The organism is Qipengyuania sp. RANM35 (assembly GCF_041021145.2).
Classification (GTDB): Bacteria; Pseudomonadota; Alphaproteobacteria; order Sphingomonadales; family Sphingomonadaceae; genus Qipengyuania; species Qipengyuania soli.
This window is the reverse complement of sequence record NZ_CM196433.1, coordinates 2,706,950-2,733,752: the sequence shown is the minus strand read 5'-3', so window position 1 is coordinate 2,733,752 and position 26,803 is coordinate 2,706,950. Positions and strand designations below refer to the sequence as shown.

The following is a 26,803-nucleotide window of genomic DNA, read 5'->3' as shown; positions in this document are numbered from 1 at the left end:
CTCGCCGGGCGGCGCAGGCGGTCGACGCGCTGCGCCACGGCTGGCCGCTGGCAATCGCCGGCGCGCCGCTGCTCCAGCCGGTGGAAACGGCGTTCGGAGACATCACAGGCGAGGCCATGTTGTTGTCGGCCAGCCGCGCCGCGACATTGAAGCTCGCCAACCAGATCGAGGCCGCGGTGCCGCGCCAGCCAGTGCTGATGCGCGCTGCCGATCCTTTCGACCTGCCGCACGCCCTTGCGGTGGCCGATCCCGCGCTGGACCTCAATGCGCCGCTGAAAGGTCCGTTCAAGGCGCTGCATTACGAGTGGGAGGCGCAGGCTAAGGCCGCGCTCGAACTCGCGCGCATGGCTGGCGTGCTGCCCGCTTTCCTCGTCGATCCGCAGGGTGCGGGCGAGCCGGTGAGCATCGAGGCGTCCGACGTCGCTGCCTATGCCGACGCCTCGCGCCTCCAGATCGCCGCCCGCGCAAGGCTCCCCGTAGCCGCAGCCGAAGGCGCACGCATCGTCGCCTTCCGCAGCCCCGACGACACGCGCGAACATGTCGCGCTGGTCATCGGGCAGCAGCGCAGCGATGTCGCGCCGCTGGTCCGCCTCCATTCCGAATGCCTGACCGGCGACATCCTCGGCAGCCTTAAATGCGATTGCGGGCCGCAGCTCGACGCAGCGCTCCATGCTATGGCGGACGAGGCCGACAGGGGTGGTTGGGGTGTATTGCTCTACATGCGCCAGGAAGGGCGTGGCATCGGCCTCGTCAACAAGTTGCGCGCCTATCGCCTGCAGGACCAGGGCTTCGACACGGTCGATGCGAACACCCGGCTGGGCCTGCCCGACGAGGCGCGCGACTTCCCGACCGCCGCGCGCATGCTCGACCTTCTCGGCGTCGGTGAAATCCGGCTGATGACGAACAATCCGGCCAAGGTCGCCGTGCTCGAGGCTGAGGGGGTGAAGGTTGCCGAACGCGTGCCGCACTCGCTCCCCGACAATCCGCACAACGCCCGCTACCTTGCGACCAAGCGCGACCGTGCGGGCCACATCCTCCCGTGAGCGCCATCATCATCCGGCCCGAGCAGTCGGGCGATGAGGCTACCATCCACGCGCTGACCGAGGCGGCCTTCCGCGACATGCCCTTCAGCGACGGTGACGAGCAGGACCTCATCGACCGGCTGCGAGCGGACGGCGACCTGAGCCTGTCGCTCGTCGCGCAGGACGTCGAACGGGTCATTGGTCACATCGCCTTTTCACCCGTTTCGATCTCGGACGGGAGCGAGGGCTGGTTCGGCCTTGGGCCGGTGAGTGTCTGGCCCGAACTCCATGGACAAGGCATCGGATCCTCGCTCATCAGGCAGGGGATCGCCAACCTCTCCGCAGCCGGGGCAAGAGGCATCGTACTTCTCGGAAGCCCGGAGTACTACGGTCGCTTTGGCTTTGAACAGGATCCGCTGCTCGCCTATCCCGGACCCCCGCCCGAATACTTCCAGCGGCTGGTGCTGAATGGACCGCCGCCCGCAGGCGTGGTCACCTATGCACCTGCTTTCGGCTAGCGCGCTTCGAAGGGCTTGACGCCGGGTCCCAGGGTGTTGCGGCCGATGGCGAGCTTGTCGCCGGTCCAGTCGCCGATGAAGGCGGGCTTGCGCGAAAGGCCGGGGACGAGGCGTGCATCGTTCCCCTCGATCACCAGCCCGTCGGAACTGTACTGCGCATTCTCCGCACCGATGGCGATGAAGGTGCCCCAGTTTTCCTTGTCCGCGCCCTGCACGAACCAGTTGCCCCGGATCGCGCCGCTGCCGCCATTGGGCAGGTCGATCATGTAATTGGTACCGTTGCCGTGAGAATCGTCGAAGCTGCTGTTCTCGACCACGGTGCGCGCGGCGCGCGACTTGACGTAGTGCCCGCCGCGGCCCTGTTCGAAGCGGCTGCGGGTCACGACCACGCGGCCATAGTCCCCCGCATAGATCGAATGCGCGCATCCGGCTGCGTTCTCGCATGTGCCGAGGCGGGTGAAGGTCGATTTGTCGATCATCATCTCGCTCGCGGTATCGTTGCCGGTGAGGATTCCCTGCTGGCTGTCGCGGAACCATGTCTGCGAGACGTTCAGCACTCCCTGTTCCAGCCGGATGCCCGCGCCATTGCCGTCCGGCACGTTGACGTCCGCAAGGATGAGGCCCTCCACCCGAGCGGCGCGACCGCGCAGGACAAGCAATGCCTTGCCCTCGCAAGCTGTGCCGCCAAGCAGTGACTTGCCGGGGTTCGCAGCGCGGTAGGTAATGGTACCCGCGCTCTGCACGGCGCATTGGCGCCAGTTGCCCTCGGCGATTTCGATCGTCGCCTGCCGGTCACCGACGGCATCGACAGCCTGTTGGAGCGTGGGATAGCCGCGGCCCGTTTCGACCACGGTGAAAGGAGCGGGCCGGACATCCTGCGCCAGGACGGCGGCCATGGGGATCGCGACAAGTGCGAAGCCGACAACGACACCGAGTACCCATGTCGGCATGCGCGACGGAGGAAAGGGGGCCGGTGAAACCATGCCTCAATCCTAGGGTGTAATGGTTAATTCCGCGATAACCGGCACACCGGGGCGAACGCGGTCAGTCGTCCTTTCCACCCCAGCGCCAGCGCATCCCGCCACGCGTCTTCGCACGGGCGATGAGGAACAGGCCCAGGGTCGCGACCAGCATGATCGGAATGGCGAAGATCGCTCCTTCCTCCCAGTACCATTCGATCAGGAGCCCCGCGAACAACATCACCGCGAGATAGGCGCCCAGAACCGCCCAGCCCTGCCATGCAATCGGGAGGCCCGCGCCGTACCCGTGGGTCTTGGCCGAAAACCACGCGCCGTCGTCTTGCTTGTCGGTCATCTCAATCCTCCTTCGCCGGTCGCCCGCGCTTGGGGGGCTTGCTGGCCTGCACTTCCACACCGCGCTTCGACAGCGCCTCGCGCAGGAGCATCTCGATCTGGGCATTGGCGCTGCGCAATTCGGCCGCCGCCAGCCGTTCGATCGCGGCATGGACTGCCGGATCGAGACGGAGGGCGAAGGCCTTCTTCTGCATGGTCGCGAACCCGTATTCTTCGTGTCAGTAGAGCGAGCCGGCGTTGACCACGGGGCTCGCCTCGCGGTCGCCGCAGAGCACGACCATGAGGTTGGAGACCATCGCCGCCTTGCGCTCGTCGTCGAGCTCGACAATGCCGTCCGCGGCCAGCTTGGCAAGCGCGTCCTCGACCATGCCGACGGCGCCGATGACCACCTTCTGGCGCGCGGCGATGACCGCGTCGGCCTGCTGGCGGCGGAGCATCGCACCGGCGATTTCCGGAGCATAGGCGAGGTGGGTCAGGCCCGCCTCGTCGACGATGATGCCGGCGACCTTGAGCCGGTCGTTGAGTTCGACCAGCAGCTCGTGATTGACCACTTCGCCGCTGCCGCGCAGAGTGACTTCCTCGTTCTCGAAGTCGTCATAGGGGTGGCGTGATCCGACGGTGCGCAGACCCGCCTCGATCTGGATCTCGACGAACTTCTTGTAGTCGTCGACGTCGAAGCTCGCCTGTGCGCTGTCGGCGACACGCCACACCACGTTGCAGGCGATTTCGATCGGGTTGCCGCGCTTGTCGTTGATCTTCACCCGCTCCGAATGGATGTTGTGCGCGCGGACCGAGACCTTGTTCTTGCCCATCCACGGCCACACCCAGCGCAACCCCTCGCGCCGTTCCGTCCCGCGATATTCGCCGAACAGGGTCAGCACGGCAGCCTGGTTGGGCTGGATCATGAAGAAACCGGCCGACAGGAACAGCAGCACCAGCAGCGGAAGGACGAGCAGGCTGAGGAAGGTCAGTTTCATCGCCTTTGTGGCTCCGTCGGGCGGGAGGTTGCCCGAAACGTTCCACACCACCAGCACCAGCAGGGCCAGGATCCCGAGCAGGATAGGATAACCGCTGAAGCTGGCTCCCGCCTGCTCGCTGCTGGTCTTCATCCCCTTGAGTTCAACCGACATGACGAATCACTCCTTCGATATAATTATGATATCATATTTATATCGCTTGGTGACGGAGTCAATGGCGATCGATCACGCGCAGGAACTGCTCGCCATAGGCTTCCAGCTTCTTCGCCCCCACACCGGGTAAGCGACCCAGTTCGGCGAGGCTGCCAGGGCGTCGCGCAGTCATCTCTCGGAGTGTGGCATCGTGGAAGATGACGTAAGGCGGCACCTGTCCTTCGATCGCCAGTTCGCGACGCAACTCGCGCAGGGCATCGAACAGCGGATCGCCCACGGGGTTGGGTGCTGCATCGCCGCGTCTGCGACCGCGTTCGCGTTTGGGCGGGACAACGATGGCGACAGCGCGCTCACCCTTGAGGATGGCGCGCGCACCCTCGCCCAACGCCAGACCGCCGTGCTCCGTCGCGACGAGGTCGCCGCGCGCCTGCAGGGCGCGGGCAAGCGGCTGGATCATCACCGCTTCCTCGCCGCCGACGATGCCGAACACCGAGAGGGCGTCGTGGCCCCGCTGGCGCACGCGGTCATCCTCCACCCCGGTCAGAACCTTTTGCAGGTGGCCGAGGCCGAAGCTCTGGCCGGTGCGATAGACGGCCGAGAGCAGCTTCTGCGCCAGTTCGGTCGTGTCGCTGACTTTGGGCGGGCTGAGGCAATTGTCGCAATTCCCACAGGTCGGGGCGGGGTCCTCGCCGAAATGGCGCAGCAGAACGGCGCGGCGACAGGCGGCGGTTTCCACCAGCCCCGCAAGCGCATCGAGCCTCGCGCGCTCCGCATTGCGGCGAACGTCGTCGATTTCTGCCAGGCGCTGACGGGCCGTGGCGAAATCACCCGCCCCCCAGAACATCACCGCCTGCGAAGGGTCGCCGTCGCGCCCGGCGCGTCCGGTTTCCTGGTAATAGGCCTCGATCGACTTGGGCACGCCGACATGCGCGACGAAGCGGACATCGGGCTTGTCGATGCCCATGCCGAAGGCGATCGTGGCGACGATCACCATGTCTTCGCTGGCGACGAAGGCGGACTGGTTGGCGGCGCGCGTCTCCGGGTCGAGGCCCGCGTGATACGGCAGAACTTTCCGTCCGCTCGCGGCGGCCAGCTTGGCAGCCAGTTCCTCGACCTTCTTGCGGGTCGGGGCATAGACGATGCCCGGCCCCGGCTCCTCCGCCATCAGCGTCTCTATCTGGCGCACCGGGTTGTCGCGGTGGCGGATGGCGTAGCGGATGTTGGGCCGGTCGAACCCAGCGAGCACCAGCCCGTCGTCCGGGATACCCAGCTGCGCCATGACATCCGCCCGCGTCTGACGGTCGGCAGTCGCCGTCAGCGCAAGGCGCGGGACATCCGGAAAAGCGTCCATGAGCGGTCGCAGAAGGCGGTAGTCGGGGCGAAAATCATGGCCCCATTCGGACACGCAATGCGCCTCGTCCACGGCGAAGAGGCAGATTGGGGACGAGGCGAGGAAGTCGCGAAAGGCGGGCTGACTCGCCCGCTCGGGCGCGACATAGAGAAGGTCGAGCTGACCGCTGCGATAGGCATCCTGCGTCTCGCGCCAGTCGGCATCGGCGCTGGTCAGAGTGGCGGCCCGGATACCGTTCGCCCGCGCGCTGCGCAGCTGATCGTGCATCAGCGCGATCAGCGGGCTGATGACGACGCAGGTCCCCTCCAGCATGTTGGCCGGAAGTTGGTAGGTCAGCGACTTGCCTGCCCCCGTCGGCATGACCGCCAGCGTCGACAGCCCGTCGAGCACGCGCGCGACCACGTCGGCCTGACGTCCGCGAAATGCGTCGAAGCCGAAGACGGACTTCAGCTGCGCGCGGGCGCGGTCGGGAAGTGGGGTGGCGATGTCGGGCATTGGCCCCTGATCGCGGGCGCAGGGCCTGCTGGCAACCAGCTGCGGCGCATTTTCCCCTTGCCCCTTGCCCGTCACTCGCGCTTTAGAACGCCAGCACGTCGCGGCATGCTGTCGCGCACATCACAGGAGAGTTCGCAATGAAGTTCCGTATCGCCCTCGCCGTCGCCGCAACCGTTGCGCTCGCCGCCTGCGGCAGCACCGAGGACGCCTCGACCGCAGCCGAAGCCGACACTGTCGAGATTCCGGCCGACGAAGCCCTGACCGGCGTCGACGCGACCCCGGTGGCCGACGAGGCCGCCACCGCCACGGAAGAAGCCGACGATGCGGCGACCACCGAAGAAGCCGCCATCCAGGAAGCCGGCGACAAGGCCGCCGACACCGCTGCCGAGGCGATGGACGCCATGGCCGAAGACACCGAAAACTAAGCATTCCGGGGCCGGCGCATGACGCGCCGGCCCCATTCCCCCTTGCGTTCCGTAGCGTCCTTCCCGTTGCGGCCTACCAGCGATAGCTTGCCCGCATGAAGCGACTCGCAATCCCCCTCGCCGCGCTTGCCGCGCTCGCCGCCTGCTCCAGTGAAGAGGAGCCGGTCGACGCCGTTTCGCCCTCCGAAGCGAAGGCCCTCGATGAGGCGGCCGAGATGCTCGAGGAACAGCGCCTGCCAGCGGATGCGGTCGAACAGGACAAAAGCGAAACCCAAGCAGTCGAGGGAGAGGACCAGCAATGAGCAGCGCGCCCAACCCGGGCATGGACCCGGAGATTTTCGACCAGTTCCTCGAACAGCTCGAACGCTATGTTCGCGAGCGGCTGATCCCGGCCGAGAAGCAGGTCATCGCCGACGATCGCATCCCGGACGAGATTGTCACCGAGATGAAGGACATGGGCCTGTTCGGCCTGACCGTGCCCGAAGAATACGGCGGCGCGGGCCTCAACACCTCGCAATACGCCAAGGTCGTCAAGACCATGGCCTATGCCGCACCGGCCTTCCGCTCGATCTTCTCCATCAACGTCGGCATGTTCAATTCCGCGATCAAGAACGGCGGCACCGAGGCACAGAAGGCCGAATGGTGGCCGAAAGTCGCAGCGGGGTCGATCACCTGCTTCGGCCTGACTGAACCGGGTTCAGGCAGCGATAGCGCCGCGATGGCTACAACTGCGCGCCCCGACCCCGACGGCAATGGCTGGATCCTCAACGGGACCAAGCGCTACATCACCAATGCCCCCCATGCCGAGGTCGGCCTGATCATGGCCCGCACCGAGAAAGAAGCGCTGCCCAAGAACGCGCATGTCTCCGCCTTCATCGTGCCGATGGACACGCCCGGCATCACCGTCGGCAGCCCGGACCACAAGATGGGCCAGTCGGGCAGCCATATCGCCGACATCATCCTCGAAGACGTGCACGTGCCGGGCGAGGCGTTGCTTGGCGGAGAAACCGGCAAGGGCTTCCGCTTCGCCATGATGAGCCTCGACAATGGCCGCATCTCGGTCGGTGCGGCCTCGACCGGCTATGCCCGCCGCGCGCTCGACAGCGCGCTGCGTTACGCCACCGAGCGCAAGGCCTTCGGCGAGCCGATCGCCAACTTCCAGCTTATCCAGCAGATGCTCGCCGAGAGTGAGACCGAGATTTACGCCGCCGAAGCGATGATGGCCGATGTCACCGCGCGCGCCGACCGCGGCGAGAACATCCTCAGGAAGGCCGCTGCCTTCAAGGTCTTTGCCTCCGAAATGTGCGGCCGCGTGGTCGACCGGGTGGTGCAGATCTACGGCGGTGCGGGCTACCTCGCCGAATACGATGCGGAGCGCTTCTTCCGCGATGCGCGCATCTATCGCATCTACGAAGGCACGACGCAGATCCTCCAGCTCCAGATCGCAAAGCACATGCTGCGCGAATTTGCCGAGCAGGCCTGAGGTGTACGATTTCCTCTCCGGGCTGAGCATCCTCGAAGTTTCGAGCTTCGTCGCTTCGCCTACCGTCGGCCTCTATTGCGGCCAGTTCGGGGCCGAGGTTATCCGCGTCGACGACAAGCGCGGGGGGCTCGACTACGACCGTTTCATGCTGGCGGACAACGGCCGCTCGCTCTCGTGGGAGAACCTCAACCGCACCAAGAAGTCGGTCGCGCTAGACCTGCGCAGCGGCGAAGGGCGCGAACTGTGCGTCGAACTCGCCAGCCGGATCGGCCAGTGCGTGACCAATTTGCCGGAAAAGAGCTTCCTCAGCCACGCGGCCATGGCCAGGGGGCGCGAGGACATGGTCTCGGTCCGCATAATGGGCTGGCACGACGGCAGGCAGGCGATGGACTTCACCGTCAATGCCGCCGCCGGTTATCCGATGATGACCGGCCCTGCCGATTGGGACCCGGCCACCGCACCGCCGGTCAACCAGCTGATGCCCGCCTGGGACTTCCTAACCGGCGCTTATTGCGCCTTCAGCCTGCTTGCGGCGCTGCGCCACCGTGACGCCACCGGCGAGGGCGCCGAGATCCGCGTGCCGCTGGGCGATGTCGCGATCGGAACGCTGGCGAACTCGGGCACGATGGCCGAGATGCTGTTCCGCGGCGCCGACCGCGAGCGGCTCGGCAATGCCATCTGGGGTGCATTCGGTAGCGACATGATCACCCGCGATGGCGTGCGCTTCATGGTCGCCGCGCTGACGCCGAAGCAGTGGGACGGCATTGTCGAGGCTTTCGGCCTCGTCGACCGCATCGCCGAACTGGAAACCGAACTCGGTGTCCGCTTCGCCGATGGCGATACGCCGCGTTTCAAGCATCGCGACCGCCTGCTCGGCCTGTTCCAGTCCGTTGCCAGCCAGCATGACTATGCCGAGCTTGAAAAGCGCATGGCCGCGGCGGGCACGACCTACGAGCGCTATCGCACACCCTACGAGGCCTCCAGGGACCCGGTTCTTGTCGGCACAAACCCCATGTTCGGGCGCACGCCCGACAACCCCAGCGGGGTCGACTATCCGGTGGCGCGCAGTTTTGCCAACATGCCCGACAAGCCCCGCGGCGAGCCGCGCCGCGCACCCTATCTCGGCGAACACACCGAGGAAGTTCTAGCCGACAAGCTCGGCCTGTCCTCGGGCCAGATCGGCAAGCTCGTCGACAGCGGCATCGCCGCATTGAGCGACGAGGGCCACGACTATTCCAAGACCAGGATCATGCCATGACGTCACTTCGCCGAGTAGCCATCTGCAAGCCGCTGAGGACGCCGGTCGGCAAATACCTCGGCAGCCTCGCTTCGCTAGAGGCAGGGCAGCTTGGCGCCATCATCATCAAGGCGCTGGTCGAACGCAGCGGGATCGATCCGACCCGCGTCGACGACGTCGTCTTCAGCCAAGGCTACGGCAGCGGCGAAGCCCCTGCGATCGGCCACTGGAGCTGGCTCGCCGCCGGCTACCCTGAGGAGGTGCCGGGCTTCCAGCTGGACCGCCGCTGCGGTTCGGGCCTCCAGGCCGTCGCGACGGCAGCGATGATGGTCCAGACCGGCGTTGCCGACTGCGTGCTTGCGGGCGGCGTCGAAAGCATGTCGAATGTCGAACATTATACCACTGCGGTGCGAAACGGCGTGCGCATGGGCGACATGCAGCTGTGGGACCGCCTGACGCGCGGCCGCCTGATGAGCCAGCCGATCGCGCGCTATGGCATCATCACCGGCATGATCGAGACCGCCGAGAACCTCGCCAAGGATTACGGCATCAGCCGCGAAGAGGCCGACGCATTTGCCGTGCGCAGCCACCAGAACGCGACGCGCGCTTGGGACGAGGGCAAGTTCGATGAGCAGCTGGTCCCTGTCGAGATCCCCTCGCGCAAGGGCGACCCTGAGGTCTTCGCCAAGGACGAAGGATTTCGTCCCGACGCGAGCATGGAAACGCTCGGGCTCTTGCGCGCCATCGACCTGAAGCGCGATCCGCAAGCCATCGTCACGGCAGGCAATGCCAGCCAGCAGAACGATGCCGCGGCGGCCTGCCTCGTGGTGGCCGAGGAAAAGGTCGCCGAATTCGGCCTCGAACCCATGCTGTGGTTCCACTCGTGGAGTGCCGCTGGCTGCGATCCCAGCCGCATGGGTATCGGCCCGGTCCCGGCGGTGGAGCGCCTGTTCGCGCGCAACGGCCTCGGCTGGGACGACATCGACCTTATCGAACTGAACGAGGCCTTCGCCCCGCAGGCGCTCGCCGTGCTCAAGGGCTGGGGCTTCTCCGGTGACGACAGCCGCCGTGACATCGTCAACGTCAACGGCTCGGGCATCTCGCTCGGCCATCCGATCGGCGCGACCGGCATCCGCATCCTAGCCGACATGGCGCACGAGATGCACCGGCGCGGTTCCCGCTACGGGCTCGAGACCATGTGCATCGGCGGCGGGCAGGGCATGGCCGCCGTGTTCGAGCGCGCCGCCTGATGGGCGAGTGGGACAGCTGGCTCGGGCGCAATGAAATGCGCGAGGACCGGCTGGACGAGGCACTGGCAAGGCGCTGGCTCGCCACGTTTGACCTGCAGGCAGGAGCGGACACCACGATGCCGCAGGGCATCCATTTCTGCCTCTGCACGCCCGACGCTGCGACAAGTGCCTTGGGTGAAGATGGCCATCCGGCCCGCTCGGACAATCCCGACAGCTTCATGCCGCCCATCCCCATGCCGCGCCGGATGTGGGCAAGCAGCGACATTACCTTCCTCTCGCCGATCTGGACCGGCGCTCGCATCGACCGGATCAGCCGGATCGCCTCGATTTCGGAAAAGGACGGTTCGAGCGGCAAGCTCGCCTTCGTCGAGGTCGAGCACGTCACGACTTGCGAGAATGTCGAGGCAGTCCACGAGAAACAAACCCTCGTCTATCGCGACGCCGCGCCGGCCGATGCGGCGCTTGTCCCGCCGGCAACAGGCGAGAACACCTTTGATCCTGCCGGTTGGGACGCTCACCGGGAGGTCGCGCCCGATCCGCGCCTGCTGTTCCGCTATTCCGCACTCACCTTCAACACGCACCGCATCCACTACGACACGCCCTATGCGCGCAATATCGAGCGTTATCGCGGCCTGGTGGTCCACGGCCCGCTGACCGCTAGCCTCTTGCTGCAACTTGCTGCATCGCGCTTCGGCGACAATCGCCTGGCTAGCTTCTCCTTCCGTGGGCTCAGCCCAGCCATCGCGGGCGAACCGCTTCATCTCGTCATGCGGGGCGACGGCGATGCTATCGAACTCGGCGCTTTCGCTGCCGACGGACGGCAGGTCACGAAGGCAAAAGCCGCCCTCGCCTAGCTTTCGGGATAGGACTGGATCGGGCGCAGCACCCCATAAGTCTCGACTGCAGGTTCGCGACCCAAGGGACCGAATTCGATCTCCTGCGGGTCGACTTTGGTATCGGGCAAACGATCGAGCAGGTCGCGCACCAGCGTCAAACGCCCCAGCTTCTGATCGTTGAAGTCGACTACGGTCCACGGAGCCTGTGCGGTATGGGTCGCAGCGAACATCGCCTCGCGTGCCTCCGTGTAGGCGTCGTACTTGTCGCGCGCAGCGAGGTCGACGGGCGACAGCTTCCACCGCTTCATCGGATCTTCGAGCCGCTCACGCAGGCGCTCTTCCTGCTCGGCCTGGTCGGTCGCGAGCCAGTATTTGAAGAGCAGGATCCCATCGTCGACGAGCAACTTCTCGAACACCGGCACCTGCTCGAGGAAGGCGTCGATCTGTTCCGGCCTGGCATAGCCCATGACCTTTTCGACGCCTGCGCGATTGTACCAGCTGCGGTCGAACAGGACGATCTCGCCCGCAGTCGGCAGGTGCTCGACATAGCGCTGGAAATACCACTGGCCCTGCTCCGCCTCGGTCGGCTTGGAGAGGGCGACGGTGCGGCACTGGCGCGGGTTGAGGCTTTCGCGCACCGCGCCGATCGCGCCGCCCTTGCCCGCCGTATCGCGACCCTCAAAGATTACCAACACGCGCTGGCCGGTGGCCTTGGCCCAGCGCGCCATGCCGACCAGCTCGGCCTGCATAGGCTCCATCGCGGCTTCGTATTCCTCACGCTTCATGAAAGCCTTCTCCCCGTTTGTGCCGAGCGCCCGATAGTAGTATCATCAGCAACGATATGGCCAGCATCGCAGAACCCGAACAGGACTTTACCCGCCTTCCGGACCTTCCGGCAGAGGTTTTCACCGCGCCGCTCAAGAAACCGGCTCATGTCGGCGACGATTGGCTGGAGCCTGCGCAGACCGTCTATTCGTCCGACGACGATGCCATCTGGAACGACCTCTTTGCCCGCCAGATGGACGTCCTTCCAGGTCGCGCGGCAAGTGCCTTCATGGCCGGACTGCAAAAGCTCAATCTCAATCGCGGCGGCGTGCCGGAGTTCGGCAAGCTATCCGAAGACCTGAACGCGCTCACGGGATGGAGCGTGGTGCCGGTGCCCATGCTGATCCCGGACCACGTTTTCTTCTGGCACCTTGCAAACCGGCGCTTTCCGGCGGGCAATTTCATCCGCACGCGCGAAACCTTCGACTACATCCAGGAACCCGACGTCTTCCACGACGTCTTCGGCCACGTGCCGATGCTGACCGATCCGGTCTATGCCGACTACATGCAGGAATACGGCCGCGCGGGCTGGAAGGCGATGCGTTACAACCGGCTGAAGGCGCTGGGAGCGCTCTACTGGTACACGGTGGAATTCGGGCTGATCCAGGAGAAAGACGGGATCAAGGCGTATGGTGCGGGCATCCTTTCTGGCCCGACCGAAGTGGTCTATGCGACGGAAGCAAAGAGCCCCAACCGCATCATGCTCAACGTCGATCGCGTCATGCGCACCGACTACGTCATCAGCGATCTGCAGCCGACCTATTTCGTGATCGAGAGTTTCGAAGACCTCTACCGCCAGACGGTCGAGCGTGATTTCGACAAGCTGTATCGCCACCTCGGGCCAGGCTTCACCTACGCCAACACAGCGGTAATCGACGTCGACTACGTCGTGAACGAGGGCACGCTCGAATACACCTTGCGCGGCGGACGTGGGAGCGGCGCCACCCCGGTCTAGCGCAAACAAAAACCGGCCCGGGATCGCTCCCGGACCGGCTTTTGATTGCCTTGCGGCTGAGGCTTAGTTGCCGTCGGCGTTGTCGGCTGCTTCGCCGGCTTCTTCCATCGCGTCGGCCTTGTCTTCGGCGGCGTCGGTGATGGCGTCTTCCTGGGCGTCGGTGATCTGGCCGGCGTCTTCCATGGCTTCAGCCTGCTCGTTCACGACTTCAGCCTGCTGCTCGCCGGCGTCTTCAGCAGCGTTTTCCTTCGGGCCGTCGCAAGCGACAACGCCGAGGCTGAGGGCTGCGGCCGAAAAAGCGATCATGGCTTTGTTGAACTTCATTTGTCTTCCCCTTGGTTGGCGGGGCGCCCCAGGAATTGAAGGCTAACCCCAAGTGATTGTGATTAAAGCAAAAATCTGCCTAGCGGAAGGCGCGCTGCTTGGCCACATTGAATGCGGCAAGGGCAAGGATTGCTCCAAGCACCGACCACATGAGTGCGGAACCGGTCAGGGCGCCGAGAAACAGGCCATTACCGGCCACGAACCCAGCAACCAGCGCACCAAAGATACCCACCAGGGCATTTGTCAGAATGCCGCGGCCATCCTCGATCCGGAGGACGATAGTCGCAAGCCATCCAAGAATGGCTCCGACGACGACGAGAATGAGAAGGCCCATAGGCTCCTTCCGCTATTGCACATTAGCCTCAATAAAGCCGCAATTCGGAAAAGGTTCCGATCGGTTCGTCGCTTTTTGCAGTTGCTCAGGCGAGGCCCAGCCAGAGGATTGCCGCAACGCCGGCGACGATGCGATACCAGGCAAACGGGGCGAAGCCGCTACGACTGACGAACGCAACGAAAGCCCTGATGACAACCAGCGCGACGATGAAGCTGACAACGAATCCGACAGCGATGTCACCCCAACCGACCCTGGTCGCTCCGCTCATAAGGCTGTCGTACTTACCCAGAACTTCCAGCGTAGATGCGCCAATCATGGTCGGTACGGCGAGGAAGAAGGAGAACTCCGCCGCAGTCTTGCGGTTGATGCCCATGGCCAGCGCCCCCATGATCGTCGCACCCGAGCGGCTGACCCCGGGGATCATCGCGAGGCACTGGGCGAAGCCGACCCCGAGCACCTTGCTCACCGGCAGGTCCGCAACGCTGGTATCGCCCTGCGGGTTGGCAACTTTCTCGATCACGAGGATCGCGATGCCGCCGACAATGAGCGCCCATGGCACGATTGCCGGATTGCCGAGCATGGCCTCGATCGTGTCGTAGATTGCAAGGCCGATCACCGCGCTGGGAAGGAAACCCAGGATGATGTTCCGGGCAAACATCAGTCCCTCGCGTTCGCGCTTCAGCACGCCCATGAAGGCACCCCAGAAGGTGCCCCAGTACTGGTAGACCACCGCGAGGATCGCCCCGAGCTGGATGACCACGTTGAACATGGCCCATTCCTCGGGGTCCGCGCCGCTCAATTCGGTGGCGAGGATGAGGTGCCCGGTGGAGGATACAGGAATGAATTCGGTGAGGCCCTCGACGATGCCGAGGAAGACTGCGGTGAGGATATCGTTCATCGCCGCAGGGAAATGAAGCAAGGGCGGGACAAGTCAAGCGACCTGTCCCGCCCCGGCGAAGTTTTGCGACGCAGTGAAGCGCTTACCAGATGCGGATGCGCTTTTCCGGCGGCAGGTACATCTTGTCGCCCGGCTTGACGTCGAATGCCTTGTACCATTCGTCGAAGTTGCGGACGATGCCGTTGGTGCGGAAATAGGTCGGGCTGTGCGGATCGGTGCGCAGCTGGTTGCGCAGTGCATCCTCGCGCTGGGTCGCACGCCATACCTGTGCCCAGGCAAGGAAGAAGCGCTGGTCGCCGGTGAAACCGTCGATCACCGGCACTTCCTTGCCCGCAGTGGCGAGCTTGTAGGCGCGATAGGCCATCGACAGGCCACCGAGGTCACCGATGTTCTCGCCCAGCGTGAGGCGGCCGTTGACGCAGGTCTTGCCGTCGTCGAGCGGGCAGAAGGCATCGTACTGGGCGACCAGAGCGTTGGTCAGCGCATCGAAGTTCTTGCGATCCGCATCGGTCCACCAGTTGCGCAGCGCGCCGGTCGAGTCGAACTTGGAGCCCTGGTCGTCGAAGCCGTGACCCATTTCGTGGCCGATCACGCCGCCGATGGCACCGTAGTTCACGGCAAGATCGGCAGTCGGGCCGAAGAACGGCTGCTGCAGGATTCCGGCGGGGAAGACGATCTCGTTCTTCAGCGGGTTGTAATAGGCGTTCACCGTCTGCGGCAGCATGCCCCATTCGGTGCGGTCGATCGGCTTGCCGAGCTTGTCGAGATTGTCCTGCCAGTTCCAATGGGCGGCAGCCATGCGGTTGGCGAGCGGATCGCCAGCCGCCACGACGAGGCCTTCATAGGTCTCGAGATTGTCGCGATAGCCGATCTTCGGGTCGAAGCTGTCGAGCTTGGCCATGGCCTGTTCCTTCGACGCCGCGCTCATCCAGGTGATCTCGGCGAGCGAGGCAGCCATCGACTTGCGCAGGTTGGCGACCAGTTCCTCCATCTCGGCCTTGCTCGAAGCCGGGAAGTAGCGCGCGGCATAGGACTTGCCGAGCAGTTCGCCGAACAGGCTCTCGGTCTCGCCGATGGCGCGCTTCCAGCGCGGACGCTGTTCGGGCGTACCGTTCAATACGGTGCCGTTGAAGGCGAAGTCCGCGGCATCGATGTCCGAGCCGAGGATTGCCGAATTGGCGTCGAGGAATTCCTTGATCGTCCAGGCCTGGAGCGTCGCGACGGGGGTCTTGCCGAGCAGTTCGAGCATGCCTTCGAAGCCGTTGCCCAGCTTTGCCATCATTTCGGGCGTCAAGCCGAGTTCCTTGGCGCGCTCTTCACTCGGACGCAGGTTGGTGACGATGTAGCGATCGGTTTCGCCGAAGCCCGAGGCATCGAGCATGATGTCGATCGGGAAGTCACCGGCCAGTGCAGTCAGCTCCGCAGGGCTGAACTTGCTGTAGAAGAGGTCGGCATTGCGGCTCGCTGCGCGGTCGGAATCGACCTTGCGGGCGATCTGGTCCTCGAAGGCATAGACCGCGGCGGTGGCGCCTGCGGGGTCGGCGTATCCGCCCTTGCCGAACAGGAAGGTGAGGTACTCCTTGTACTTCGCCTTGACGTTCTCGCCCTTCTCCGAGGTGTCGGTGTAGTAATCGCGATCGGGCAGGCCGAGGCCGCCGGTGCCGAGATAGACCGAGTAGCGATCGGTTTCCTTGGCGTCGACTTCAACGCCCCCACCCAGCGGCGAGGGGAAGCCCGGCGTCGCCCACAGCTTCAGGAGCTTTTCGAGCGTGTCGGCGGCGATGATCTGGTTGAGGTAGGGCTGGGCGGCAGCCATGCCGTTGGCATCGATGGCGGCAGTGTCGAGATAGGATGCATAGACATCGACGATGCGCTTCTCGTCGGCGGTGAGCTCTGCCAGATCCTTGGCGGTCAGTTCGTCGACGAGTGCCTTAACGTCGCTGGTCGACTTCTCGCGAAGCAGGTTGAACGCGCCGAAGCGGCTGAATTCGGGCGGCAGCGGGTTGGCATCGAGCCACTTCTGGTTGGCATATGCGAAAAAGTCGTCGCCCGGCTTGATGTCCTGCGAGATATATTCGGGATCGAAGCCCCAAGTGCCGAAGCTCATCGTCGGCAGGGTGCTGGTTTCTTCGGCCTTGGGCGTAGCCGCGGTCTCGTCGGCCAGGGCCGGCGCGGACAGCGCAAGTGCGAGCGCGCTGGTGCCGATGGCAAGTGCTTTGCGGATCATTGGTTGCAGTCTCCCGGAAAGGCGCCAGCCCGGGACCGGGCGGCGGATAGTGGCACGCCCGATAGCAGTCGCGCGTGCGTGCGCGAAGACGTTCGTCGTCCGCCGCGCACGTTTTGTAGAAGAATCAGCCGTTTTCGAGCACGAACTGCAGCGAAGCGAGCCTTGCATAGAGCCCGCCATTGGCGGCGAGCTGATCGTGCGTACCCTGCTCGACGATGCGTCCTTCTTCCATCACCACGATCCGGTCAGCGGCGCGCACGGTCGACAGGCGGTGCGCAATGACCAGCGTGGTGCGGTCTTCCATGAGGTGCTCGAGAGCTTCCTGCACCAGCCGCTCGCTCTCGGCGTCGAGTGCGCTCGTCGCCTCGTCGAGAAGCAGGATGGGAGAATCGCGCAACAGCGCGCGGGCGATGGCGATGCGCTGGCGCTGACCGCCCGAAAGCTGTGTGCCGCTTTCGCCAAGATAGGTGTCGAGCGCGTCAGGCAGGCGCTTCAGGAAGTCCTCCGCGTTGGCAGCGCGCGCTGCGGCCCAGATATCCTCGTCGCTCGCATCCCAGCGACCGTAACGAAGATTGTCGCGGGCATTGGCGCTGAAGAGCACACCTTCCTGCGGGACATAGGCCATCCTGCGGCGGATTTCGGCCGGGTCGGCACTGGTCAGCGGCACGCCGTCGAGCCTGATCGAGCCCGCCTGCGGATCGTAGAAGCGCTCGGCAAGCTGGAAGATCGTCGACTTGCCCGCGCCCGACGGGCCGACGATCGCGACCGTTTCGCCTGGCTCTACCTCGAGGTTGAAGTCGAGGATCGCGGGAGCATCGAGCCGCGTCGGATAGCGGAAGGTGACATTGCGGAACGACAACCCGCCGCGCGGCGGCTGCGGCAGGGCCTGAGGGCGTTCCGGAGCGGTAATGCCGGGCTTTTCGTCGAGCAGTTCGGCAAGACGGCTTGCTGCACCTGCCCCGCGCAGAAGGTCGCCATAGACCTCGGTCAATGCACCGAAGGCACCTGCGACAAGGCCTGCGGTCAGGACGAAGGCGGCGATTGTACCACCGGAAATCGTGCCCTCTCCGACAGCCTCGGCCCCTCGCCAGACGAGCAGGGTGATACCGCCGAATACGCACAGGATGATGACCGCAGTCATGGCCGCGCGAATGATGATGCGCCGCTTGGCGGTCGAAAATGTCCGTTCGACCGCCTGCGTGAAGCGGCCGTGCTCGCGCTCCTCCTGGTTGAAGCCCTGGACGATCTTCATCGCCGACAGGACCTCGGTGACCATGGCACCGATGTCGGCGACCCGGTCCTGGCTGGTGCGGCTGACGTTGCGCAAGCGACGGCCGAACACGGTGATCGGGACCACGATTGCCGGAATTATGAGCACGAGGCCTAGCGTCAGGCTGGGGACGAGCCAGAAAAGATAGGCCGTCCCGCCGATGGCCATAAGAACATTGCGCAGGGCCACCGAGACGGTCGTTCCCACGACCGTCTCGATCAGCGCTGTGTCGCTGGTCATGCGGCTGGAAATTTCCTTGGGGCTGTTCTCTTCGTAGAAACCCGGCGCGAGGCGCAGCAGGTTCTCCTGCACTTTCAGCCGGATATCGGCCACGACCCGCTCGCCCAGCCAACTGACGAAATAGAACCGCATGGCCGTACCCATTGCGAGTACGCAGACGATCATCAGCAGGTACCGGAACCAGCGTGCCATCTCGCCCGGATCGGCACCTTGGGCAAAACCCTTGTCGATCACCATCTTGAAACCCGCCGGGATGGCGAGCGTGGCCGATGCGGTTATCAGCAGGGCGATCAGCGCCAGTGCGACGTGACCGGGATAGCGGGCGCCAGACTGCCAGACCATCCGCAGCGGCTTGAGCGAGCGCTCCCTGGGTTCGCCATCGGCCTTGCTGCGCCCGAAAATGCGCCGCCTTGGCGCCTGTTCTACCGTTTCCACGTCCATCGGCCCCAACTAGGTGCGCCAAGAGTGAAAATCCACAGGCGAGCCCCGACTTGGGCACAATTGCACTGATTGTGCATTGCACAACGCAGTGATCGGCGGCAGGATACCCTCCTTTCAGGACCGGTCAGAGAAAAGAACAGGCCGGCCAGCAGGGGACACGCATTGCTATACCATGCCTACGAACTGCAGCGCAGCTGGCTCAACTCGGCCAGCGCATGGGCCTCGATCGGGGCCGAGATGCTGTCCAATCCTGCCAATCCGATGAACTATGTCGGCCCGATGGGATACATGGGCATAGGCCCGATGGCGGCCAGCGCACTGGAAGTTTTCGCACACGCCACGGCTCCTTATGGCAAACCTGCATGGAACATCGATGCCGTCGACGTTGACGGAACGCTCGACCCGGTGATCGAGGCAACCGTGGTCAACCGCCCGTTCGGCGACCTCAAGTGTTTCCATCGTACCGGTCTTCCCGAAAATGCTCCGCGCTTGCTGATCGTCGCTCCGATGAGCGGTCATTACGCTACTCTCCTGCGCGGCACGGTCGAGCGGATGCTGCAGAATTATCGCGTCTTCGTGACCGACTGGGCCGACGCCAAGACCGTGTCGATGCATCACGGCACCTTCGATCTCGACGACTACATGGACTACGTCATCGGCTTCCTCGAGCATATCGGACCAGGCGCGCACGCCATGGCAGTGTGCCAGCCGTCCGTGCCGGTCTTCGCTGCCACGGCTATCATGAACCGTGACGATCATCCCTGCGCGCCCATGACGCTTACCATGATGGGCGGGCCGATCGACACGCGCTGTTCACCGACATCGGTCAACGATCTTGCCATGGAACGCCCGATCGAGTGGTTCCGCCACAACGTCATCGCCACCGTCCCGATGCAGTATCGCGGCGCCGGTCGACAAGTGTACCCGGGCTTCATGCAACTTGCCGGCTTCATGAGCATGAACCTCGGCAATCACATGATGAGCCACTACGAGATGTTCAAACACCTTACCATCGGCGACGACGAGAGCGCACAGGCGACCAAGGATTTCTACGACGAATACCGCAGCGTCTGTGACATGACCGCCGAATTCTACCTGCAGACGGTGGAAGAGGTGTTCCAGACCCATGCCCTGCCAAACGGAACATTCTTCCATCGCGGCAAGCGCGTCGACCTCGGCGACATCACGAAAACGGCGCTCCTCGCCATCGAGGGTGAGCGCGACGACATCTCGGGTCTCGGTCAGACCAAGGCCGCGCTCGACCTGACGCCCAAGCTCGCTTCATCGAAGAAGCGGTATTACATGGCGGAAGGTGCCGGACATTACGGGATCTTCAACGGCAGTCGCTGGCGCGAGAAGATTGCGCCTGTGGTCGAGGACTTCATCGCCAGGCACGGCTAGGCCGGCGGCAGCGGCTCCTGTGGTGCGCGAACGCTGGCGACCAGTCGTCCGAGCACGCGGCGGGCGAGGACCAGAAGCCAGATGACCAGCACCAGCAGGATGACGGCGATCACTCCTGCCGCAACCGGGTACTGGTAGGCCAGGTACAGCAGCCCCATCGTGGCAATGTCCTCGGCGGTCGATACGGCCACGTTGCTCACCGGCTCGGGGCTGACGTTGACAACGCCGCGCGCGCCGGCCTTGCCGGCATGGGCCATGAAGCTTGCCCCACCGCCGAGGATGAAGGCGATAACCTGCGTTGCGGGGTCCGACGGATCGACGATAGCCAGGGCCAGGAGCGCCCCGCCGACCGGACGGATCAGAGTGTGGACCGTGTCCCAGATGGAATCGAGCCACATGACCTTGTCCGCAAGGAACTCCGCCGTGGCACCCAGTGCGGCGATACCCATGACCCAGGGGTTGGCGAGCACGTCTAGCGAGGCGAGGTGGTCGGGCAACGGCAGCGCCCCTAACCGCATGGCGAGGCCTGTCGCAAAGATGCACAGGTAAAGCCGCCAGCCGGAAAGGATGCTGACGCTGGCAGCGACCCCGATGATTTCCATGATGCCCATCGCGAACCCTTCGCCATTGACGCTGCCTGAGCATGCGCCCGCCGACAGACTATAGCAAGATCAGGGTGTAAGGTCGGGATCCGCAGCGTCGCCGTCTTCCAGCTGCACGCCGAAGCTGTTGAGCAGCATCGACACCTGCGTGTACTGGCCCACCGTGAAGACGAGGTCCATGCTTCCCTTGTCGCCCAGTTCTTCGAGTGCCTTCCAGGTCTGGTCAGAGACGAAGTTATCGGCGACGAGTTCATCGGCAGCGCGCAGCATAGCCGATTCAAGCGGCGTCCAGCCAGGCGCATCGGGCCCCGCCTTGATCCGCTCGATTTCCTCCGGCGTCAGGCCGCAGTCGATGCCGATGCGCCGGTTCTGGGCGAATTCGTACCCCGAACGGCACAGCCAGCCGGTTCTCAGGATAACGATTTCCCGCTCGCGTGGTGGCAGGCTGTTGCGGCGGGATAGGATGTAATTGCCCCACGCCAGGAAGCCCGTCAGGGCCTTGGGTGCGCGGGCTAGGGTGCGGAAGATATTGAGGACTCGCCCCCCACCGACCTTGTTGGAAGGATCGGCGAAGGGGGCGAGAACTTCGCGCTGCTCCTCGTCGAGCCGCTCCATGTCGAGCGGCTCAATGCGAGGGGCAGAAAGGCGCATCAGAAGACCTCGAAGAGGCCCGCTGCGCCCTGCCCGCCACCGATGCACATGGTGACGACGGCATACTTCACGCCACGGCGCTTGCCTTCGATCAGCGCGTGGCCGGTGCAGCGCGCGCCGGTCATGCCGAAGGGGTGGCCGATCGAGATCGAGCCGCCGTTGACGTTGAGCAGTTCGTCGGGAATGCCGAGCTTGTCGCGGCAGTAGAGCACCTGCACCGCGAAGGCCTCGTTAAGCTCCCACAGGCCGATGTCGTCCATCTTGAGGTTGAAGCGCTCGAGCAGCTTCGGAATTGCGAAGACCGGGCCGATGCCCATCTCGTCGGGCTCCGTGCCGGCAACCGCCATGCCGACATAACGGCCCAGCGGTTCGAGGCCGCGCTTCTCGGCGACCTTGGCTTCCATCACCACGCAGGACGACGAACCGTCCGACAGCTGGCTGGCGTTGCCTGCCGTGATCGTGTGGCCTTCGCCCATCACTGGCTTGAGGCTGGCGAGGCCTTCGAGCGTGGTGTCGGGACGGTTGCAGTCGTCGCGATCGGCAGTGACTTCGTGGAAGGAGACTTCCTTGGTTTCCTTGTCCATCACCGCCATGGTTGCGGTGCAGGCGACGATTTCGTCATCGAACTTGCCTGCGGCCTGCGCTGCGGCAGTGCGCTGCTGCGACTGGAGCGAATATTCGTCCTGGTACTCGCGGCTGATATTGTAGCGCTTGGCCACGACTTCTGCCGTGCCGATCATCGGCATGTAGATGTGCGGGTGCATCTCGAGCAGCTGGCGGTCGGGCTCGACGAACATCTTGCCGCTGCCCACGACCTTGGAAATGCTTTCGAGGCCACCGGCAACGCAGATGTCCATGTTGTCGACGATGACCTGCTTGGCAGCCGTCGCCACGGTCATCAGGCCCGAGGAGCACTGGCGATCGATGGTCATGGCCGGGACCGTCACCGGGAGGCCCGCACGCAGTGCGGCGAGGCGCGCGACGTTGCCGCCGGTCGAACCCTGCTGCGCGGCGCAGCCCATCACCACGTCGTCGATCTCGCCGCCTTCGAGGCCGGCTCGTTCGACAGCGGCCTTGATCGACCACGAACCTAGCGTCGCGCCGGTGGTGTTGTTGAAGGCGCCGCGCGCCGCCTTGGTCAGCGGGGTGCGGGCGGTTGAGACGATGACTGCGTCACGCATGGGTAATTCCTTGGATAGCTAAGAATGTCCGATCCTCGCCGGGGAGGAGGGGGAAATCAGACGAAGAACTGCATGATCCATTCGGTGATCAGGGCGGGCTTGTCCTCGCCTTCGATCTCGATGGTGATCTCGTGAGTCTGCTGCCACTGGCCGGGACGCTTCTCGACCAGTTCGAGCAGCTTCCAGTGGCCGCGAATGCGCTTGCCCGAGCGGACCGGGGCAATGAAGCGCGTCTTGTTGCCGCCGTAGTTGACGCCCATTTTCACACCGTCGACCTTGGGCAGGCTCGAATTGGCACTGAGGTACGGGATCATCGACAGGGTCAGGAAGCCATGGGCGATGGTGCCGCCGAACGGCGTCATCTTGGCCGCTTCCTCGTTGATGTGGATGAACTGATGGTCGCCGGTCGCATCGGCGAACATGTTGATGCGGTCCTGGTCCATGGCCACCCATTCGCTGGTGCCGATGTTTTCGCCGACCTTGGTTGCGAGTTCCTGCGGGGTCATGGGCCTCTCCTCTAACAAGCCGAATTTGACGGTTTCGCGCGACTCCGGCCGCGCGGTGCGGGGGGACTCTTGGCGCATGGAGAGGGGCCGCGCAACCCGCGCGAATCCTGCCGTTACGGCATAGCGGGCTTGGCCGATGCGGCAGCGCGCCGTGCATCGCGCGCTGCCTTGCGAACCGACTCCTGCTTGGCTGATTCGCGTTTCTTGCAATAGGTCCACAGGCCGATCTGCATTCCGACCAGCATCAGCATGAAGGGCTGGAAGGCAATTCCCTGGAAGGTTGCTCCGACAAGGTAGATGATCTGCGCAAACTGAAGCGCACTTGCCAGGGGTGATTGCCACTGCTCGGCAGGTGCCCGTCGATCACGCCACCGCCTACGGATGACCTCCATCTGCCAGATCCCGATCGCATGCAGTGCCAGCCAGGTGAGCAGGCCGGGCCAGCCCTGCTCGCCCAGCATCTCGAAGATCGATGAATGGTAGGCACGGCCGCCGTCGGTGACTTGCTCATACCTGACCGAGACGGTCGAACCGTTCCGTTCGACCACCGGCATCTGGTAGGTGAAGCTGTTGCCGCGAAAGGCATCGAAACCGCCGCCGAGCGGGTGCTCTGCGGCATAATCGATGGTCCAAGCCCAGACCTGCATGCGGGTCGAGGCCGACTGGTCCTCTTCCACCGAGTTCAGCGTCGACATGCGCTCATAGAAGCTTGCCGGGAGGAACGGCAGCGCGACGAGGCCGAGGGCCGCAGCACCGGTGATATAGAGCATCCGCTTTTTCACGTCGCGCAGCATCAACAGGCCGAGGACTCCGATGCAGATGAGCCCCGTACGCGCCTCGGTTCCGACCGGGATCATCAGGCAGGCGAAGATCAGCAGCCCGGCAAATGCCTTCACCCGCCAGTCGGTCGGGAAGACGGTCGAGTTCTTCACCAGCGAGAGGATAAGGGGGATGATCGCGATGGCGATCGTGGCAAGGGTAGAGCTTTCGTAGACGTTCGAATTGTCGTTCACGAACAGCGATAGATTGCCGTAACCGCCACCGCCCAGCACGGTCTTCATGCCCGCCGAGATTATTATCGCGCCAGCAGTCAGGACCATGATGAGCGAGGTCATCTCGAACCGCAGGCGGGTCGTCAGGGTCACGGGAAGGAAGATCGCGAAGACCAGCGCCTTCCACACCCAGTTCCACTTTTCCTGCGCGAACTCGGGGTAGTCGGCCCATTGCAGCGTCATGAAACACCAGCAGAGCAGCGCCAGCAGCAATCCCTGTCGCAAGGTGAATTGCGTGTTCGCCTTGGTGTCGCCGATGATCCATCCGGCAAAGGCCAGGATGAAGGCGATCAGCGAGATGGGGACCGATGCGAGCAGCGCCCAGCTGATCTTCTGCGGTGCCAGGATATCGATATAGAGATAGGTCAGCACCCAGATGAAGGGCCGCCGCAGTCCCATCGCGAAAAGCAGCATCACGGTCAGGAAGAGGGCGAGGTCAAGCACCGGCACCATCCCGGCGCCGTCGTGCGCTACGGCGTTTGGACCGTTCGGCCGGCTCGTCTGCGACCTGCGCCTCGTCCGCCATCGCTTCCTCGCGATCGAGATCGGGCCGCACCAGCGTGCGGGCGAGTGCGATCATGATCAAAGCATGAGTCAGGCCAAGGGCGAAATAGTCGATCAAGCGTGCGGTCTTCCTTGCGCCCCGCCTAGCAGCTTACGGTTGACGCGGTGTTAAGCCTGTTGTGTCACATGGCGCAGGAAATGACACGCGTCCTCCACATCCTCGACCATTCGCTGCCGCTCCATTCGGGCTACACTTTCCGCACGCGCGCAATCCTCAAGAGCCTGCAGGCGAAGGGCGTCGAGGTACGCGGTATCACCGGTGCGCGCCACGTCGCCGAGGGACCCGCCACTGAGACCGTCGAGGGCCTGACCTTTCATCGCGCAGGCAAAGCTCCGGGAGGGCCGCCCGTACTGCGTGAATGGCGCGAAATCGAACAGCTGCGTCACGGGATCGAGGAGCTAGCCAGAGAGTGGCGCCCCGACGTCATTCACGCCCATTCGCCCGCGCTGTGCGGCATGGCCGGGCTGCGCGCCGCGCGGCGGCTCGGAATTCCTTTCGTCTATGAAATCCGGGCGTTCTGGGAAGATGCGGCTGTCGGCAACGGTACCGGGACCGAGGGTTCGCTGAAGTATCGCCTGACCCGCGCGCTTGAAAACCGGGTTGTTGCAGGCGCGGACGCGGTCTTCACGATCTGCCGCGGCCTGCGCGACGACCTCATCGCCCGCGGACACGATGGCGACAAGATCGGGCTCTCCCCCAATGGGGTCGACCTGACCCTGTTCGGCGACCCGCCACCGCGCGACGATGCTCTGGCCGGGAAGATCGGCATCGGGAAGGGGCCCGTCATTGGCTTCATCGGCAGTTTCTACGACTACGAGGGGCTCGACGACCTCATCGCTGCCATGCCCCTGCTGCGCGAGCGGCATCCTGGCGCCCAGCTGCTGCTCGTCGGCGGCGGTCCGATGGACGATTCGCTGCGGCGACAGGCCGCCCCTCTCGCAGACGCGGTCATCTTCACCGGCCGCGTCCCCCATTCCGAGGTCGAGCGCTATTATTCGCTCGTCGATGTCCTCGCCTACCCGCGCAAGAAGTCGCGCCTGACCGACCTGGTCACGCCCCTCAAACCGCTTGAAGCCATGGCCGAGCGCAAGATCGTCGCGGCCAGCGACGTCGGCGGGCATCGCGAATTGATCGAGGACGGCGTGACCGGGAAACTCTTCCCTCCCGACAACCCTGCCGCCATCGCCGCAGCCCTCGCCGATTTCATCGACGCGCGTGCCGAATGGCCTGCCATGCGCGATCGCGGCCGTGCGCATGTCGCCGCCAGCCACGACTGGGGGCGGAACGTCGAACGTTATCTCGGTGTTTACCAAGAACTGCTAGGACGCGAGCGAGTGGAAGGCCTACCTGCCCCGTTCCGGAAGGCAGAAACCCAAGGATAGCACCCGCCCATGAACGGCACCGCGAGCAAACGACCGATCAGCAGCCACCCGGCATTCCGCTGGGCCGTGGGCCTGTGGTTTGCCGCCTTGCTCGGTGCGGGTCTCTTCGTGATGCCTGAGGGTATTCACACCTCGATCCGCCAGGCACTCGGCATCGATGCGCTGATCCCTGTGGGTGTCGTGGGCAAGGCCATCCTTGCTGGCGCTGCAGCGCTCTTCGGCCTCGCCCTCGGTATCGTGCTCGCGATGCGCGTCGCCGCGCTCAACAGCGCGAGCGAGTTCGACGACGAGGACGAATATGATGAGGTCGCCTGGCAGGGTGGCGATGCCGTCGAAGTCGTCGAAACTCCTTCCGAGATGGAAGAACCGCGCCGCCCCTTCAGCCCGCGCGAGTATTTCGGAGACGAGCCGCAAGATCGCGATCCGGCGCCCGTCGAGGAACTCTTCGACGAGGACTTCGCCGAATTCGACGAAGTCGATGACGAAGCCGGGGCTGAGGTCGAGCCGGTGGTAATCGCCGCCGAAGAAGTCGCGCTCGCGGAAGCTCGAGAGCCGGCACCTGTCATGCCTGAGGAGGCCGAAGAAACGGAAGCGTTGGGCGACCTGCCGCTTGCAGTGCTTACACAGCGGCTCAAGCGCGCTCTCGATGCGAGCCGGGCTGCGTCAACGGAGCCCGCGCCAGTCGATGATGGCGAACTCGATCCGGTGATCGCCTTCCTGCGCCGAGAGGCGGACCGATCCGCCCCGGCAAGCGCGCCGGAAGCCAACGAGGATGCGCAAGCTGCCCTGCGCAGCGCGCTCGACCGCCTGTCGCAGGTCGGCAAGCCCCAGTAATCCGACCAAAGCGCCATGGCGCGGCGGATACGAATTCAGCGACAACCCCTCCCTG

General features: G+C 64.6%; 29 protein-coding genes. 12 read left to right on the top strand and 17 right to left on the bottom strand.

All coding sequences use genetic code 11. The annotated features are described in order from the left end of the window. The first annotated feature begins 116 nt into the window (after nt 1–116). Nucleotides 117–1,043 (top strand): GTP cyclohydrolase II, encoded by a 927-nt coding sequence (gene ribA, locus RAM60_RS13725; RefSeq protein WP_510639888.1) that lies wholly within the window; start codon nt 117–119, stop codon nt 1,041–1,043. Beyond that, a complete protein-coding gene (locus tag RAM60_RS13720; protein ID WP_369026298.1) occupies nt 1,040–1,540 on the top strand; it encodes a GNAT family N-acetyltransferase in 501 nt (166 codons plus the stop codon). The genes ribA and RAM60_RS13720 overlap by 4 nt, the downstream gene beginning before the upstream one ends. Here the strand turns inward: RAM60_RS13720 and RAM60_RS13715 are convergent. From RAM60_RS13715 to recQ, 5 genes are all read right to left on the bottom strand, one after another. Further along, complete coding sequence (locus tag RAM60_RS13715) at nt 1,537–2,523, bottom strand: right-handed parallel beta-helix repeat-containing protein (RefSeq protein WP_510639885.1); 987 nt, start codon at nt 2,521–2,523, stop codon at nt 1,537–1,539. The genes RAM60_RS13720 and RAM60_RS13715 overlap by 4 nt on opposite strands. A 61-nt stretch (nt 2,524–2,584) precedes the next feature. Beyond that, entirely contained in the window at nt 2,585–2,854 is a 270-nt protein-coding gene (locus RAM60_RS13710; protein ID WP_369026300.1) for a hypothetical protein, read from the bottom strand. Between the two features lies 1 nt (nt 2,855). Further along, a complete protein-coding gene (locus tag RAM60_RS13705; protein ID WP_369026301.1) occupies nt 2,856–3,047 on the bottom strand; it encodes a type II toxin-antitoxin system antitoxin in 192 nt (63 codons plus the stop codon). Between the two features lie 24 nt (nt 3,048–3,071). After that, nucleotides 3,072–3,983, bottom strand: a complete 912-nt coding sequence (locus tag RAM60_RS13700; protein WP_369026302.1) for an SPFH domain-containing protein — start codon at nt 3,981–3,983, stop codon at nt 3,072–3,074. 58 nt (nt 3,984–4,041) lie between these two features. Then, a complete protein-coding gene (gene recQ / locus RAM60_RS13695; protein WP_369026303.1) occupies nt 4,042–5,829 on the bottom strand; it encodes a DNA helicase RecQ in 1,788 nt (595 codons plus the stop codon). A 137-nt stretch (nt 5,830–5,966) separates the two neighbouring features. Between recQ and RAM60_RS13690 the strand changes: the two genes are divergently transcribed. The 6 genes from RAM60_RS13690 to RAM60_RS13665 all read left to right on the top strand — a co-directional run bounded on the left by RAM60_RS13690 (nt 5,967) and on the right by RAM60_RS13665 (nt 11,078). Then, on the top strand, nt 5,967–6,254 hold the full coding sequence (locus tag RAM60_RS13690; protein ID WP_369026304.1) for a hypothetical protein: 288 nt from the start codon (nt 5,967–5,969) through the stop codon (nt 6,252–6,254). A 95-nt stretch (nt 6,255–6,349) separates the two neighbouring features. Next, nucleotides 6,350–6,556 carry a hypothetical protein gene (locus RAM60_RS13685; protein ID WP_369026305.1) on the top strand — a complete coding sequence of 69 codons (207 nt, stop codon included), beginning with the start codon at nt 6,350–6,352 and terminating at the stop codon, nt 6,554–6,556. Further along, a complete protein-coding gene (locus RAM60_RS13680) occupies nt 6,553–7,737 on the top strand; it encodes an acyl-CoA dehydrogenase family protein (protein WP_246449822.1) in 1,185 nt (394 codons plus the stop codon). Before RAM60_RS13685 ends, RAM60_RS13680 begins: the two co-directional genes overlap by 4 nt. 1 nt (nt 7,738) lies before the next feature. After that, nucleotides 7,739–8,995 (top strand): CoA transferase, encoded by a 1,257-nt coding sequence (locus tag RAM60_RS13675; RefSeq protein WP_369026306.1) that lies wholly within the window; start codon nt 7,739–7,741, stop codon nt 8,993–8,995. Beyond that, nucleotides 8,992–10,224 carry an acetyl-CoA C-acetyltransferase gene (locus RAM60_RS13670; protein ID WP_369026307.1) on the top strand — a complete coding sequence of 411 codons (1,233 nt, stop codon included), beginning with the start codon at nt 8,992–8,994 and terminating at the stop codon, nt 10,222–10,224. Before RAM60_RS13675 ends, RAM60_RS13670 begins: the two co-directional genes overlap by 4 nt. Continuing rightward, the gene (locus RAM60_RS13665; RefSeq protein ID WP_369026308.1) at nt 10,224–11,078 is read left to right on the top strand and encodes an HTD2 family dehydratase; all 855 of its coding nucleotides are present in this window, start codon (nt 10,224–10,226) and stop codon (nt 11,076–11,078) included. Before RAM60_RS13670 ends, RAM60_RS13665 begins: the two co-directional genes overlap by 1 nt. Here the strand turns inward: RAM60_RS13665 and ppk2 are convergent. After that, complete coding sequence (gene ppk2 / locus RAM60_RS13660; protein WP_369026309.1) at nt 11,075–11,845, bottom strand: polyphosphate kinase 2; 771 nt, start codon at nt 11,843–11,845, stop codon at nt 11,075–11,077. The two genes, RAM60_RS13665 and ppk2, sit on opposite strands and share 4 nt — an antisense overlap. Nucleotides 11,846–11,901: 56 nt before the next feature. On the opposite strand from ppk2, the gene phhA reads away from it, so the two are divergent. Then, on the top strand, nt 11,902–12,840 hold the full coding sequence (gene phhA / locus RAM60_RS13655) for a phenylalanine 4-monooxygenase (protein ID WP_369026310.1): 939 nt from the start codon (nt 11,902–11,904) through the stop codon (nt 12,838–12,840). Between the two features lie 63 nt (nt 12,841–12,903). On the opposite strand, the gene RAM60_RS13650 is transcribed toward phhA, so the two are convergent. The 5 genes from RAM60_RS13650 to RAM60_RS13630 all read right to left on the bottom strand — a co-directional run bounded on the left by RAM60_RS13650 (nt 12,904) and on the right by RAM60_RS13630 (nt 18,535). Further along, nucleotides 12,904–13,164, bottom strand: a complete 261-nt coding sequence (locus RAM60_RS13650) for a hypothetical protein (RefSeq protein ID WP_200981864.1) — start codon at nt 13,162–13,164, stop codon at nt 12,904–12,906. Nucleotides 13,165–13,243: 79 nt separating this feature from the next. Further along, nucleotides 13,244–13,498, bottom strand: a complete 255-nt coding sequence (locus RAM60_RS13645; RefSeq protein ID WP_200981863.1) for a GlsB/YeaQ/YmgE family stress response membrane protein — start codon at nt 13,496–13,498, stop codon at nt 13,244–13,246. A gap of 85 nt (nt 13,499–13,583) precedes the next feature. Then, the gene (locus RAM60_RS13640; protein WP_200981862.1) at nt 13,584–14,396 is read right to left on the bottom strand and encodes an undecaprenyl-diphosphate phosphatase; all 813 of its coding nucleotides are present in this window, start codon (nt 14,394–14,396) and stop codon (nt 13,584–13,586) included. An 82-nt stretch (nt 14,397–14,478) separates the two neighbouring features. Further along, entirely contained in the window at nt 14,479–16,623 is a 2,145-nt protein-coding gene (locus tag RAM60_RS13635) for a M13 family metallopeptidase (protein ID WP_369026311.1), read from the bottom strand. A 124-nt stretch (nt 16,624–16,747) separates the two neighbouring features. After that, a complete protein-coding gene (locus tag RAM60_RS13630) occupies nt 16,748–18,535 on the bottom strand; it encodes an ABC transporter transmembrane domain-containing protein (RefSeq protein ID WP_369027319.1) in 1,788 nt (595 codons plus the stop codon). 201 nt (nt 18,536–18,736) lie between these two features. Here RAM60_RS13630 and RAM60_RS13625 point away from each other — a divergent pair, with 201 nt between their 5' ends. Further along, nucleotides 18,737–19,975: a polyhydroxyalkanoate depolymerase gene (locus tag RAM60_RS13625; protein ID WP_369026312.1), complete on the top strand. Its 1,239-nt coding sequence runs from the start codon at nt 18,737–18,739 to the stop codon at nt 19,973–19,975. On the opposite strand, the gene RAM60_RS13620 is transcribed toward RAM60_RS13625, so the two are convergent. From RAM60_RS13620 to RAM60_RS13595, 6 genes are all read right to left on the bottom strand, one after another. Beyond that, entirely contained in the window at nt 19,972–20,586 is a 615-nt protein-coding gene (locus RAM60_RS13620; protein WP_200981858.1) for a DUF4126 domain-containing protein, read from the bottom strand. The two genes, RAM60_RS13625 and RAM60_RS13620, sit on opposite strands and share 4 nt — an antisense overlap. 60 nt (nt 20,587–20,646) lie before the next feature. Next, nucleotides 20,647–21,228: a carboxymuconolactone decarboxylase family protein gene (locus tag RAM60_RS13615; RefSeq protein ID WP_369026313.1), complete on the bottom strand. Its 582-nt coding sequence runs from the start codon at nt 21,226–21,228 to the stop codon at nt 20,647–20,649. Beyond that, on the bottom strand, nt 21,228–22,409 hold the full coding sequence (locus RAM60_RS13610; protein ID WP_200981856.1) for an acetyl-CoA C-acyltransferase: 1,182 nt from the start codon (nt 22,407–22,409) through the stop codon (nt 21,228–21,230). The genes RAM60_RS13615 and RAM60_RS13610 overlap by 1 nt, the downstream gene beginning before the upstream one ends. A gap of 56 nt (nt 22,410–22,465) precedes the next feature. After that, nucleotides 22,466–22,915, bottom strand: coding sequence for a MaoC family dehydratase (locus RAM60_RS13605; protein WP_200981855.1), 450 nt, complete (start codon nt 22,913–22,915; stop codon nt 22,466–22,468). 113 nt (nt 22,916–23,028) lie between these two features. Continuing rightward, nucleotides 23,029–24,411, bottom strand: coding sequence for a DUF5935 domain-containing protein (locus RAM60_RS13600; protein ID WP_369026314.1), 1,383 nt, complete (start codon nt 24,409–24,411; stop codon nt 23,029–23,031). Further along, nucleotides 24,404–24,589 carry a hypothetical protein gene (locus RAM60_RS13595; protein WP_369026315.1) on the bottom strand — a complete coding sequence of 62 codons (186 nt, stop codon included), beginning with the start codon at nt 24,587–24,589 and terminating at the stop codon, nt 24,404–24,406. The genes RAM60_RS13600 and RAM60_RS13595 overlap by 8 nt, the downstream gene beginning before the upstream one ends. Nucleotides 24,590–24,669: 80 nt before the next feature. On the opposite strand from RAM60_RS13595, the gene RAM60_RS13590 reads away from it, so the two are divergent. Then, nucleotides 24,670–25,914 (top strand): TIGR04063 family PEP-CTERM/XrtA system glycosyltransferase, encoded by a 1,245-nt coding sequence (locus RAM60_RS13590; protein WP_369026316.1) that lies wholly within the window; start codon nt 24,670–24,672, stop codon nt 25,912–25,914. 9 nt (nt 25,915–25,923) lie between these two features. Then, complete coding sequence (locus tag RAM60_RS13585) at nt 25,924–26,748, top strand: hypothetical protein (RefSeq protein WP_369026317.1); 825 nt, start codon at nt 25,924–25,926, stop codon at nt 26,746–26,748. The last annotated feature ends 55 nt before the right edge of the window (nt 26,749–26,803 follow it).